The sequence below is a fragment of the Ruegeria sp. CDSC045 genome, from assembly GCF_059610725.1.
This window is the reverse complement of the sequence record NZ_JBXWOE010000016.1, coordinates 82,960-95,240: the sequence shown is the minus strand read 5'-3', so window position 1 is coordinate 95,240 and position 12,281 is coordinate 82,960. Positions and strand designations below refer to the sequence as shown.

The window sequence follows — 12,281 nt, the reverse complement described above, 5'->3', positions numbered from 1 at the left end:
CAGCCCGCAAAATCAACCAACTTCCCACCCAACTCAACATGCAAACCATGCAAAGGCGTGCGCCTAATATCCGTCATTTCAGGTACCTTTCGATCAGCGGGACTGGTCACGAACAACCATGACGGTGCAATGCGCATTGCGCACCACGCGTGCCAGGTTCGGACCAATTTCATAATTCGGGAAATCGCCCTTGGTCGACGCCATGACGATCATGTCGAAGCTCTCTTTGTGAGCGAACTTCAGAATTTCGCGGTAGACGCTGCCCTCTTGGACATGGACAGCTACGCCCGCGGCGCCACCATTGTCCAAAATGGTCTGAACCGCGTTGCGCACATGTTCTCTGGCGCCCGCGCCATAATTGGCAGGCAGGTTCGGAAGCTGGATGATCTCGGGGATGACGGCGACCGCGTGCAGTTCGGCACCGTAGAATTTCGCCTGTTCCAATGCGACCGGCAATGCCTGTTTCCAGGAACGGTCGTCAGAGTGATCAATCGGCAGCAGGATTTTCGTGGCCATCACGCCTCTCCTCGAAATAGGAATTCTGTTTCAAGTCGGGGGGCCGGAATGGCCCCCCGTAGGTTTTCAGTGCCCGGTTTATTCGGCAGGCGTGCCACCCGGCTCTTCAGACTTGCCACCGGAGGCAAAGAACTCTTTCGTCAGTTTGAAGACGATGGGGCTCAGCAAGGCCAGGGCGATCAGGTTCGGGATGGCCATCATGGCGTTCAGCGTGTCAGCCAGCAGCCAGATGAAACCCAGATCCGCGGTTGCACCAAAGTAGATCATGATAATCCACAAGACGCGGTATGGCACCAAAGATTTCACACCCAACAGGAACTCGACGCATTTTTCGCCATAGAACGACCAACCGAGGATGGTGGTAAAGGCAAAGATCGACAGCGCAATGGCGATCAAGTAGCCACCAATGCCCGGCAACGACATTTCGAAGGCGGCCGAAGTCAACGCGGCACCGGATTCACCCGTGGTCCACGCACCCGAGGCGATGATTGCCAAACCGGTGATCGAGCAGACGATGATAGTGTCGATGAACGTTCCCAGCATCGCGATCAGGCCCTGGTTTACCGGACCTTTGGTTTCGGCTGCTGCGTGCGCGATCGGGGCGGAACCCAGACCGGCTTCGTTCGAAAAGACACCGCGTGCCACACCAAAGCGAATGGCGGCCCAAACGGCGGCGCCCGCAAAGCCACCTTCGGCGGCCGAGGGTGTGAAGGCGTAGGTGAAGACCAACGACACAGCATTGCCGATTTCACCGATATTGATCAGCAGAACCAGCAGACCCGCGATGATATAGGCAATCGCCATGAACGGAACCAGTTTACCGGCAACGGCACCGATACGCGTGATACCACCCAGGATTACAGCGGCGGTCAGAACCATCAGCACCACACCGGTGACCGAGGTATTCAGGCCGAAATTGGCTTCGAGAACCTGTGCAACACCATTGGCTTGCACACCGTTGCCGATACCAAAGGCTGCAACTGCGCCGAACAGGGCAAATGCAACACCCAGCCAGGCCCATTTCGCACCCAGACCGTTCTTGATGTAGTACATCGGACCACCGACAAAGTTGCCCAGCTCGTCCTTCTCACGGTATTTCACCGCCAGAACAGCCTCGGCATATTTGGTGGCCATGCCCACCAGGGCGGTCATCCACATCCAGAACAAAGCGCCCGGACCGCCCAGGAAGACAGCAGTAGCAACACCGGCGATGTTACCCGTACCAATGGTCGCCGACAGCGACGTCATCAGTGCGTTGAACGGGCTGATCTGCCCATCGCCCTGACTTTCTCGACCGGCAAACAGCAGCTTAAAGCCCGTGCCGATACGCAGGATCGGCATGAATTTCAGCCCCACCTGCAGGAAGAAGCCAACGCCAAGAATGAGGACCAGCATCAGCGGCCCCCACACGACGCCATTGATGGCCCCTACGATTGAATTTAACGCTTCCATGGTATTCCTCCCTAGCGCGTTTGGATTATGCCCCGGCAGCAATCGCCCGTTGGCGAGCTTGCTTGAGGGCGGCAAAGTCTTCGTCCGCGTGGAACGACGAACGGGTCAGCGGCGTGGCTGACACGTGCAGAAAGCCCTTTGAGCGTGCGATCTGCTCAAGCTGGGCGAATTCTTCCGGTGTCCAGAACCGGTCAATCGGGTGATGTTTTGCGGTCGGCTGCAGGTATTGCCCCACTGTCAGAAAATCGACATTCGCGGCGCGCAGGTCATCCATCACCTGCCGCACATCGCCAAGGCTTTCACCCAGCCCGACCATCAGGCCGGATTTGGTAAAGATCTCGGGGTTGGCGCGCTTGGCATCGTCCAACAGACGCAGCGAAGTGTAATACCGCGCGCCCGGACGCACTGTAGGATACAGATGCGGAACCGTTTCGAGATTGTGATTGAATACGTCGGGGGCGGCCGCAAATACCAGATCGGCCGCGTCCCCTTTGCCCAGAAAGTCGGGGGTCAGAACTTCTACCGTTGTGCCGGGATTCTGGTGGCGCACAGCACGGATGGTTTGGGCAATATGTTCAGCGCCGCCATCAGCCAGATCATCCCGGTCAACCGAGGTGATCACGACATGACGCAGGCCCAACTTTTTCACCGCAACGGCCACACGGCCGGGTTCGAACTGGTCCAGAGCGTCGGGGCGGCCAGTGGCAACGTTGCAGAAGGAACAGCCGCGGGTACAGACCTCGCCCATGATCATCATGGTCGCGTGGCGCTTGGACCAGCATTCGCCGATATTTGGGCAAGCAGCCTCTTCGCAAACGGTAGCCAGATTATGGTCACGCATCAGGCGGCGGGTTTCGTAATATTCTGCGCTTTCAACCCGTTTCTTCCGAATCCATTTCGGTTTACGCGGAATGACACTGTCAGCCTTTTTGGCTTTTTCCGGGTGACGAGGGCGAAGCTGGATGGTCATCTGGCTGATCCTCGTTAAGCGTGAATCGCACGGCCCAGGGCGTCAAGGCAGGCCTCTTTGACCGCCTCGCCCATGGCAGGGTGCGCATGACAGGTTGCGGCAACTTCAGCAACTGTTGCGCCTTTGGTCATGGCCAGAACCAGCTCGGCAATCAGGTCGCCGCCATGCGAGCCGCAGATATGCGCACCGAGGATCTTGCCGCTGGGATCGGCCAGCACCTTGACCGCACCGTCGGTTTCGCCGGTCGAGCGCGCGCGCGAATTTGCCATGAAGGCGAACTTGCCGACCGCGTAGTCAGTGCCAGCCTCTTTCAGCGCCTCCTCGGTCAAACCGACCGAGGCGACCTCGGGGTCGGTGTAAACCACGCCCGGAACGGTGTTGTAATCCACATGCCCGGCCTGACCGGCCAGGATTTCGACACAGGCGACGCCGTCTTCTTCGGCCTTATGCGCCAGCATTGGTCCGGGCACACAGTCACCGATTGCATAGATGCCGGGGACCGAGGTTTGGAATGTGCCATCAACCTCGATGAAGCCGCGCGCGCTCAGGGCAACGCCAAGCGCGTCCAACCCTAGTCCGCGCGTCACAGGGCGGCGGCCTACAGCGATCAGGACCTTGTCGGCCTCGATCACTTCTTCCTTGTCCTTGCCAACTCGGTCCACGATCAGGGACAGGCCCGCGTCGGTTTTCCCGACCGATTTCAGCGCCCTGCCCAGTTGGAATTTCAGCCCGCGCTTTGACAGGGCGCGCTGTGCCAGCTTGGCGATCTCTCCATCAATGCCGGGCAGAACACGGTCGAGATATTCAACCACCGTGACTTTGGCACCCAGACGCGCCCAGACCTGACCCAGTTCCAATCCGATGACACCGGCACCGATCACCACCAGATGATCCGGCACGGTGTCCAGCGCAATCGCCCCGGTTGAGCTGAGGATATCTTGCTCGTCAATCTCAATCCCCGGCAGCGAGGTGGGCTCGGACCCGGTGGCGATCAGGATGTTCTTTGCCTCATGGATCGTGTCGCCGACCTGAACCTGCCCTGCAGCCGGAATACTGGCCCAACCTTCGATCAGGTCGATACCGTTCTTTTTGAACAGGAATCCGATCCCTTTGGTCAGGTCACCAACGATCTTGTCCTTGCGCCCCATCATCGCGCCGATGTCGATGCTGGCCCCCTCGACCTCAATGCCATGGGAGGAGAGATGGCTGATCTCGGCATATTTGGCCGAGGAGGTCAGCAACGCTTTGGAGGGTATGCACCCCACATTCAGACAGGTCCCGCCAAGAGCACCCCGCCCCTCGACGCAAGCGACATTCATGCCCAGCTGAGCGGCACGAATGGCCGCTACATATCCGCCGGGGCCACCGCCAATAACGATCAGGTCATAGGTGCTCATGATTTAACCTCAATAGATCGGATGGCTCGCGCACAGGGCGCGGACTTTTTCACGAGTTTCTTTTTCGACGGTCGCATCCCCGTCAGAAGACTGAGCCAAAGCGTCCAGCACGTTGCCAATCAGATGACCGATCGTCGTAAACTCTTCGGGGCCAAATCCACGGCTGCATCCGGCAGCGGTGCCCAGACGAATACCACTGGTAATCGTTGGCTTTTTCGGATCGCCGGGAACACTGTTTTTGTTGCAAGTAAAACCTGCACGCTCAAGCGCGGCTTCGGCATCTTTGCCGGTCACGCCGATGGGGCGCAGATCGACCAACATCAGATGGTTCTCGGTTCCGCCAGAAACGATGTCACAGCCTCGCGCCATCATCACATTCGCCAAAGCCGCCGCGCTGTCGACTACGCGCTGCATGTAGGTTTTGAACTCAGGCTTCAAAGCTTCACCAAAGGCTACGGCCTTGCCCGCGATCACATGCATCAGCGGGCCACCCTGCAGACCCGGAAACACAGCCGAGTTGATCTTTTTGGCCAGTGTTTCATCATTGGTCAGGATGATCCCGCCGCGTGGTCCACGTAGGGTCTTATGAGTGGTCGACGTCACCACATGAGCGTGCCCAACAGGCGACGGATGCAGCCCAGTCGCCACCAGCCCCGCGATATGCGCCATATCTGCCAGCAGCCAGGCCCCAACCTTGTCAGCGATTGCCCGAAAGCGCGCAAAGTCGATTTTCTGCGAATAGGCCGATGCGCCCGCGATGATCAGCTTGGGCTTCTCAGCTTCTGCCAATGCCTCGACCTGATCATAATCAATCAGCCCGGCATCGTTCAGACCGTATTGCACCGGACGGAACCATTTGCCCGATTGCGCGGGTTTCGCGCCGTGGGTCAGGTGCCCGCCAGCATCCAGCGACATTCCCAATATCGTGTCACCGGGGCTAAGCAGCGCCAGCTTGACCGCTCCATTCGCCTGAGCACCGGAATGAGGTTGTACGTTTGCGTATTCGCACCCAAACAGTTTCTTCAACCGCTCGATAGCTTCGGATTCGACCTCGTCGACATATTCGCAGCCACCGTAATACCGGCGACCGGGATACCCTTCGGCGTATTTGTTGGTCAGCACAGACCCCTGCGCATCAATCACCGCCTGCGAGACGATGTTTTCAGATGCGATCAGTTCGATCTGATCCGCCTGACGGGCACCCTCACGGGAAATCGACGCAGAGATTACCGGATCGGCCTCAGCCAGCGACGTTTTAAACATGGTCTCCTCCCACGGTTCCGAATCCAAATTGCGAAACTTTGTTTCCTATAGTGGAATTTTCATCCTTAAGGCAACATTTTTCTTACAATGGTAAATTTGATTTTGATTGGAAATTATGCAAGCATCGATAAAACAGGGGGATTTCACGTGGCAGAAGAGAATTTAACGGATGTTTCCGGAATGGACGATCAGGACGAGGGTATGGCTCTGGGCCGCTCGATCCGCGACGCGCGCCGTGCAAAAGGCTGGACATTGGAAGAAGCCGGTCGTGCTGCCGGGATCGGTCGATCAACCCTGTCAAAAATCGAAAACAACCAGACAAAGCCCAGCTTTGATATTGTTCGGCGGCTCACACAGGCGCTTGACCTCAGTACACCGCAGCTGTTTCTGCAGTCCGGTCAATCGGGTATATCAGGCCGTCGCGATTATACGCCCAAGGGCGACGGTGAGATCAAGGACACCTCCACATATATCCATGAGTTGCTGTGTTCAGAGCTGACCAGCAAACGGATGCTGCCCTATATCGCGACAATCAAGGCGCGCGACATTTCCGAATTTGATAACTGGATTCGCCATTCTGGAGAAGAGTTCATGTTTGTCCTCAGCGGAGAGCTGACTTTTGTGTCGGAACACTACCGTCCGCTGCCGATGAAAGCCGGGGACTCGCTCTATTATGACAGTGGAATGGGGCACGGCTGTATTTCAACCAGTACCGAAGATGCCCGTGTGCTATGGGTATCGCTGGAATAGCCCGCTAATAGAGTGACGTCACCCAACTTGCGAAAACCTGTACCTCGATACGGTCTTCAGCGCCTTTGCGTTTAACCAGATAGTGCGAAGGCTGAATGGGTAGACGGTAATCAAAGGGTGCCACCAGCAAACCCTGCTTAATGTACTCATGGGCAAAGCTCTCTAATACCATGGCCGCGCCCTGCCCCGCCGTGACGGCCTGCAGAGCCAAAAGTGACGAATCCATTCGAAGCGTTCTGGAGGGCGCGCCCAAATTGAGCGTGTATTGATCGGACAATCTCATCCAGTCATTCTCGGACCCTTTGATTGTGACGACCCGGCCCTGAGCCAGATTTTGAATGCTCAGATCTGCGCCAAAAGATGCCGCATAATCGGGATGGCAGACCGGCACCGCACATTCATGGCCCAGATGCGAGACGATCCCGTCATCCCAGTCACCATAGCCGAACCGGATATCAATATCGCTTTCTTCCTCTCCAAACCGGTTCGCCCAGACGAACGTGGAGAGGTCCACTTTGATGTCGGGGTGCAGGTCTTCAAACTCAGCCAGTCTTGGTGCGATTACCAGCCCCGCACATGAGATGGAGGCCCGTATTTTGACCACCCGCCTGCGGGAATTGGTGAAAAGGCCGCTGGTTGCGTCTCTCAACTCGGAGAACGTCTTTTGAACCGGCATCGCATAGGCCCGCCCGATTTCGGTCAGGGCAACCCCGCGCGGCAAGCGTTCGAACAGGGATACGTTTAGATGCTTCTCTAACAACCGTATCTGTTGACTGACGGCGGCTGATGTCAGCCCCAGCTCTTCTGCTGCCGCAGAGAAACTGTTGTGACGCGCGGCAACTTCAAAAGCCCGCAACCAGGTGACATGGGGCAGTTTCGCCATTTCCTACCTTCAATGAAAATTATGTCTAATGGGTAATATACATTGTTTGTATTGACAATCATTGCGTGCAAATCATGGGGCCAATTACCCAGAACGGTTCGAGATGACGCAGACCTTCGACTATATCATCGTGGGCGCCGGATCTGCCGGCTGCGTGCTGGCAAATAAGCTGAGCGCGTGTGGCAGCCATAAAGTGTTGCTGATAGAAGCCGGTGGAACCGATCGCCGTTTCTGGATCAATGTACCGCTGGGATACGGCAAAACCTTCAACGATCCCAAGGTGAACTGGTGTTACTCGGCCCAGGCTGATCCCGGGTTGAACAACCGTCAGGCCTATTGGCCGCGCGGGCGGGTTATTGGCGGATCAAGCTCGATCAACGCCATGGCCTATCTGCGCGGCCTCTCGCATGATTTTGATGACTGGGCCAAGGCAGGCGCAGAGGGTTGGAACTGGGAAACAGTACGCCAGACCTATGAGGCGATCGAGACCCATGTCGAAAGAGGCCAAACACCTTCCTCCGAGGGCGGCCCTCTCGTGGTCAGCGATGTCAGTGAGGGCATGCACCCGTTTTCGCGCCACTTTCTGGAGGCCTCACGGCAGATGGGCTGGCATATTTCTGACAATCTGAACGGTCAGGACGCCGAAGGAATGATGAGGCTGCGCAGTACTGTCAAAAACGGCCGCCGCTGGTCATCAGCAGCCGCGTTCCTGCGCCCTGCCCTGAAACGCAGCAATCTGCGGGTGGTATCCAATGCTCTGGTGCAGAACGTCATTCTGGATCAGGGCAAAGCCACCGGTGTCCGCTATCACGTTGGGGGTCAGGTGGTCACGTCCTTCGCGATCCGTGAAGTCATCCTGTCTGCCGGAGCCGTAAATTCGCCACAGCTCTTGCAGCTTTCGGGGATCGGGCCTGCGAACCTGTTGAAAAGGCACGGCATCAAAGTGCGCCAAAACCTGTCGCAGGTTGGACAGGGATTGCAGGATCATCTTGGCATATCCCAATTCTTTCATGCGACCGAGCCGACATTGAATAATACGCTTGGCAATCGGTTGGGACAGATGTTGTCCGGTATTCGTTATCTGTTGACCCGCAGCGGGCCACTCAGCGTCCCCGTCAACCAGGTCAGCGGCTTTGTGCGTTCGGACGAAACCGCCGAATTTGCTGATATGCAAATCTATTGCAATCCGATGTCCTATAAGACCGACACCAAAGGACAGCCGGGCGTTGATACCGAAGCAGGCTTTCTTCTGTGCGCCCAGCCCTGCAGGCCGACAAGCAGAGGGGAGATCAACATCCGTTCGGCAGATCCCATGGATTCACCCGCCATCCAACCGAACTCTCTCTCCACAAACCATGACTGCGACATGGCTATCAAAGCGGGTCGGGTGTTACAGAAACTGGCGCACACTGAGGCGATCCGCAGTGTTACGCGGACCAGGATAGAACCAGATGTTACGCGGATGAATGACGACCAGATGTTAGAGAATTTCCGCACCAACGCCGGAACTATATTTCATCCAAGCTGTACATGTCGCATGGGGACATCGGAACAGGATTCAGTTCTGGATTCTCGACTGCGGGTGCATGGGGTGGCAGGCCTTAGGGTGGTCGACGCGTCCTCGTTTCCAAGCATCACCTCAGGCAACACCAATGCGCCTGTGATGATGCTGGCCGCGCGCGGCGCGGACCTCATTCTGGAAGATGCCACAAAGCGCATGAACGCTTGAAGCAGAAGGAAAGAAGACCATCTTACAGAATATTTGGTCTGGAAAGGGGCCTCTTTCCCTGATCAGGAAAAGTGCAACGCATAGACGTTGTTCAAATACTTCTGATCGTCGATCTGAAAGTGGGTCTCTCCAATGAACTCAAAACCCTTGGCCAGATAGAACTTGATGGCCGAGGTGTTCTCAGCATTGGTCATCAGCCAGACCACGTCTGCCCCCTGATCCCGGCAATGTTCCAGCGCGGCTGCCAAAAGACGACTTCCGATACCTTTTCCGTGATGGCGCGGCTGGACGTAGAATGTCGATATCTCCATGCCCCACCACCCGGAAACAGGGGCGATGCGTGCAGGGGAAACACGGATGAACCCGTCAATCCCCTGATTATTGTCGGACACCAGAATGAATTCATCCGGGTTTTGAATCTGTTCTAATACTTTGCTTGCCGTGAATTCCGACAAGGCGAAATCTGCAAAAATCCCACTGACACCATGTTTGAGGTAGGTTCCGATCCAAACCTCAATCGAGATGGCAGCGATACTGGAGGCATCTGACTTTTCTGCAGTTCGCAATGCCAAGGCGCTTAAGTATTAAACAAGAAGTGCATCACATCGCCATCCTTGACGACATAGCCCTTGCCTTCGGCCCGCATCTTGCCCGCTTCTTTGGCGCCTTGCTCTCCGTTTGCCGTAATATAGTCGTCATACGCGATCGTTTCAGCACGGATGAAACCCTTTTCGAAATCGCCATGGATGACGCCAGCTGCCTGCGGCGCGGCGGTGCCGGTGCGGATGGTCCAGGCGCGGGCCTCTTTCGGGCCGACGGTGAAATAGGTTTCCAGCTTCAGCAGGTCGTAGCCTGCGCGGATCAGACGGTCGAGACCTGGCTCTTCCAGCCCCATTTCCTCGAGGAACATCTGCGCTTCGTCCTCTTCCAGCAGGCTAATCTCTTCTTCGATCTTGGCACTGATAATGACGTGCGAGTTGCCTTGCGCTGCGGCCATTTCAGCCACACGGGCTGAATATTCATTGCCCTCGGCGGCCTCTTCTTCCGAGACGTTGCAGACATAGAGAACCGGTTTGGTGGTCAGCAGTTGCAGCATCTTCCACGCCTTGTCGTCTTCGTCGCTAACTTCGACCAGACGCGCGGGTTTGCCGTCTTCCAGCATGGCCTGCGCTTCGGCAAGCAAACGTTCCTGTTGCTGTGCCTCTTTGTCGTTGCCCTTCAGCTTGCGCACCAGATTGGCACGGCGCTTTTCGATGCTTTCCAGATCGGCCAGCATCAGTTCGGTCTCAATCGTATCGGCATCCGCCACGGGATCGACGCGGCCATCGACATGGGTCACATCACCATCTTCGAAGCAGCGCAACACATGAGCGATGGCGTCAGTCTCACGGATGTTGGCCAGAAACTGGTTGCCCAACCCCTCGCCCTTTGACGCGCCCTTTACCAGGCCCGCGATATCCACAAACGTCATTCGCGTCGGGATGATCTGCTTTGAACTTGCAATCGCCGCCAGCTTGTCCAGCCGGTCATCGGGCACGGCCACATCACCCACATTGGGTTCAATGGTGCAGAACGGGAAATTCGCCGCCTGAGCAGCCGCTGTCTTGGTCAGCGCATTGAAGAGAGTTGACTTGCCCACATTCGGCAAACCCACGATTCCCATTTTAAAGCCCATCTCGGCCTCCTGAAGCGATACGACGGCGTCTTCTATTCACGTCCGGGCAAATGCGCAACCCAGACGGCGGCAACAGGTCGAGTCCCAGTTGCAACATCACTTATCTGTTAATCAAACGTGTACTTCGAATACTTGATTCTGCCACTGCCACGTCACCAACTGACAGGGAGTTGAGAAAACCAAGAAGTACCGAGATGAAAACACTTTTCTTAATGAGCACTTTGCTGGCCACCACGACCATGGCACACGGGCAGTCCATCGTATTGGGAGCAGGATATGCGGATTTCACCCACACCAGCAGCAATGATCAGGCGGTCGTGTCACTGGAATATCAGCACAGCCCGTTTCACGAAGCCACGCGCCTCAGTGCTGGCTGGGGTGTGGCTCTGACGGTGGATGCAGATGCCGACACGCATATTGGCGCCGGTTTGGTCGGTCTCTATACGATCTCTGACCGGTGGTTCGCAGAGGCCAGCGTGATGCCTGGCTACTACAACGCCTCAAATGATGACAATGATCTCGGCGGAAATTTCCAGATCCGCAGCCTTTTCGGAATTGGATATGCCCTGGAAAACGGAAACAAGCTCTCGCTGGCCATCACCCATAATTCGAACGCGAGCACGGACAGTTTCAATCCCGGCGTCAACTCAGTGTTCATGCGTTATCACTACGGGTTCTGAAGCAATCTGGCGCGGCGGGATTGATTTCCGTGCAAAGTTTCTGCACATCAGGTTCAAATCCGTATGCAAGGACCGCAGATGACCCGTATCGACGCCAAGTTCGCCGCCCTCAAGGCCGAGGGCAAAAAGGCCTTCGTATCCTACATCATGGCCGGTGACCCCGATTTCGACACCTCGCTTGAGATCGTCAGGGGCTTGCCCGGTGCCGGTGTCGACGTGATCGAACTTGGGCTGCCGTTCACCGACCCAATGGCGGATGGTCCGACCATCCAGGCAGCAGGACAACGCGCCCTAGAGGGCGGGATGACCCTGCAACGCACACTGGATCTTGCACGTGCTTTTCGGGAAACGGATGATACAACGCCTATTGTGCTAATGGGGTATTACAATCCCATCTACAGCCGCGGTGTGGAAAGGTTTCTGGCGGACGCTACTGAGGCTGGCATCGACGGCCTGATCGTCGTTGACCTGCCTCCCGAAGAAGATGACGAACTTTGTCTGCCTGCACAGGCGGCTGGATTGAATTTTATCCGCCTCGCCACGCCGACAACGGATGACAAACGGCTTCCGCGCGTTCTTCAGAACACTTCGGGATTTGTGTATTACGTCTCGATCACGGGGATCACAGGTGCAGCCGAAGCCCAGGCCACGAATGTAGGCCCCGAGGTCTCTCGGATCAAATCCGCCACGGATTTGCCAGTGATCGTGGGCTTTGGAATCAATACCCCGGAAAAATCGCGGGCAATCGCAACTGTTGCCGATGGCGCTGTGGTCGGCTCGGCCATTGTCAGCCAGATCGCCGCCGGGAAGTCGGTTGGTGAAGTTCTGGATTTTGTCAAATCGCTGGCAGATGGGGCACATTCGGCCTGATCCAACGACCGGTTTCGCAATCTTGACCGCAGTCGGCGCAACCCGGCTGCGGTTTTTCTATTGCACCTAACGTTGCGCACAGAAACGTGGCGTTGC

The 12,281-nt window shown here is 56.6% G+C and carries 12 protein-coding genes; 4 read left to right on the top strand and 8 right to left on the bottom strand.

All coding sequences use genetic code 11. From position 1 onward, the window contains the following. Window positions 1-93: 93 nt before the first annotated feature. The 5 genes from AC2FH6_RS20970 to glyA form a co-directional block, all read right to left on the bottom strand. A complete protein-coding gene (locus AC2FH6_RS20970; protein WP_282022287.1) occupies window positions 94-516 on the bottom strand; it encodes a universal stress protein in 423 nt (140 codons plus the stop codon). Between the two features lie 78 nt (window positions 517-594). Further along, window positions 595-1,968: an alanine/glycine:cation symporter family protein gene (locus AC2FH6_RS20965; protein ID WP_282022286.1), complete on the bottom strand. Its 1,374-nt coding sequence runs from the start codon at window positions 1,966-1,968 to the stop codon at window positions 595-597. A gap of 25 nt (window positions 1,969-1,993) precedes the next feature. Further along, a complete protein-coding gene (lipA, locus tag AC2FH6_RS20960; RefSeq protein WP_281995889.1) occupies window positions 1,994-2,938 on the bottom strand; it encodes a lipoyl synthase in 945 nt (314 codons plus the stop codon). 14 nt (window positions 2,939-2,952) lie between these two features. Beyond that, entirely contained in the window at window positions 2,953-4,335 is a 1,383-nt protein-coding gene (gene lpdA, locus AC2FH6_RS20955; RefSeq protein ID WP_281995890.1) for a dihydrolipoyl dehydrogenase, read from the bottom strand. A 9-nt stretch (window positions 4,336-4,344) separates the two neighbouring features. Then, the gene (glyA, locus tag AC2FH6_RS20950) at window positions 4,345-5,598 is read right to left on the bottom strand and encodes a serine hydroxymethyltransferase (protein WP_496704112.1); all 1,254 of its coding nucleotides are present in this window, start codon (window positions 5,596-5,598) and stop codon (window positions 4,345-4,347) included. A gap of 180 nt (window positions 5,599-5,778) precedes the next feature. Between glyA and AC2FH6_RS20945 the strand changes: the two genes are divergently transcribed. Then, window positions 5,779-6,348 carry a helix-turn-helix domain-containing protein gene (locus AC2FH6_RS20945; protein WP_282022285.1) on the top strand — a complete coding sequence of 190 codons (570 nt, stop codon included), beginning with the start codon at window positions 5,779-5,781 and terminating at the stop codon, window positions 6,346-6,348. Between the two features lie 4 nt (window positions 6,349-6,352). Here the strand turns inward: AC2FH6_RS20945 and AC2FH6_RS20940 are convergent, their stop codons facing one another. Beyond that, a complete protein-coding gene (locus tag AC2FH6_RS20940) occupies window positions 6,353-7,231 on the bottom strand; it encodes a LysR substrate-binding domain-containing protein (protein ID WP_496704111.1) in 879 nt (292 codons plus the stop codon). A 103-nt stretch (window positions 7,232-7,334) separates the two neighbouring features. Here AC2FH6_RS20940 and AC2FH6_RS20935 point away from each other — a divergent pair, with 103 nt between their 5' ends. Beyond that, the gene (locus tag AC2FH6_RS20935) at window positions 7,335-8,960 is read left to right on the top strand and encodes a GMC family oxidoreductase (protein WP_496704110.1); all 1,626 of its coding nucleotides are present in this window, start codon (window positions 7,335-7,337) and stop codon (window positions 8,958-8,960) included. A gap of 62 nt (window positions 8,961-9,022) precedes the next feature. On the opposite strand, the gene AC2FH6_RS20930 is transcribed toward AC2FH6_RS20935, so the two are convergent. After that, window positions 9,023-9,526 carry a GNAT family N-acetyltransferase gene (locus tag AC2FH6_RS20930; RefSeq protein ID WP_496704109.1) on the bottom strand — a complete coding sequence of 168 codons (504 nt, stop codon included), beginning with the start codon at window positions 9,524-9,526 and terminating at the stop codon, window positions 9,023-9,025. Between the two features lie 11 nt (window positions 9,527-9,537). Then, window positions 9,538-10,635, bottom strand: a complete 1,098-nt coding sequence (ychF, locus tag AC2FH6_RS20925) for a redox-regulated ATPase YchF (protein ID WP_271951604.1) — start codon at window positions 10,633-10,635, stop codon at window positions 9,538-9,540. Between the two features lie 194 nt (window positions 10,636-10,829). Here ychF and AC2FH6_RS20920 point away from each other — a divergent pair, with 194 nt between their 5' ends. Further along, window positions 10,830-11,315 carry an acyloxyacyl hydrolase gene (locus AC2FH6_RS20920; protein WP_142639471.1) on the top strand — a complete coding sequence of 162 codons (486 nt, stop codon included), beginning with the start codon at window positions 10,830-10,832 and terminating at the stop codon, window positions 11,313-11,315. 78 nt (window positions 11,316-11,393) lie between these two features. Further along, window positions 11,394-12,185: a tryptophan synthase subunit alpha gene (gene trpA / locus AC2FH6_RS20915; protein WP_142639469.1), complete on the top strand. Its 792-nt coding sequence runs from the start codon at window positions 11,394-11,396 to the stop codon at window positions 12,183-12,185. The last annotated feature ends 96 nt before the right edge of the window (window positions 12,186-12,281 follow it).

Coding starts and splice junctions, on each gene's coding strand:
- AC2FH6_RS20970 (WP_282022287.1), bottom strand. CDS start 516: ATGGCCACGAAAATCCTGCTGCCGATTGATCACTCTGACGACCGTTCC.
- AC2FH6_RS20965 (WP_282022286.1), bottom strand. CDS start 1,968: ATGGAAGCGTTAAATTCAATCGTAGGGGCCATCAATGGCGTCGTGTGG.
- lipA (WP_281995889.1), bottom strand. CDS start 2,938: ATGACCATCCAGCTTCGCCCTCGTCACCCGGAAAAAGCCAAAAAGGCT.
- lpdA (WP_281995890.1), bottom strand. CDS start 4,335: ATGAGCACCTATGACCTGATCGTTATTGGCGGTGGCCCCGGCGGATAT.
- glyA (WP_496704112.1), bottom strand. CDS start 5,598: ATGTTTAAAACGTCGCTGGCTGAGGCCGATCCGGTAATCTCTGCGTCG.
- AC2FH6_RS20945 (WP_282022285.1), top strand. CDS start 5,779: ATGGACGATCAGGACGAGGGTATGGCTCTGGGCCGCTCGATCCGCGAC.
- AC2FH6_RS20940 (WP_496704111.1), bottom strand. CDS start 7,231: ATGGCGAAACTGCCCCATGTCACCTGGTTGCGGGCTTTTGAAGTTGCC.
- AC2FH6_RS20935 (WP_496704110.1), top strand. CDS start 7,335: ATGACGCAGACCTTCGACTATATCATCGTGGGCGCCGGATCTGCCGGC.
- ychF (WP_271951604.1), bottom strand. CDS start 10,635: ATGGGCTTTAAAATGGGAATCGTGGGTTTGCCGAATGTGGGCAAGTCA.
- AC2FH6_RS20920 (WP_142639471.1), top strand. CDS start 10,830: ATGAAAACACTTTTCTTAATGAGCACTTTGCTGGCCACCACGACCATG.
- trpA (WP_142639469.1), top strand. CDS start 11,394: ATGACCCGTATCGACGCCAAGTTCGCCGCCCTCAAGGCCGAGGGCAAA.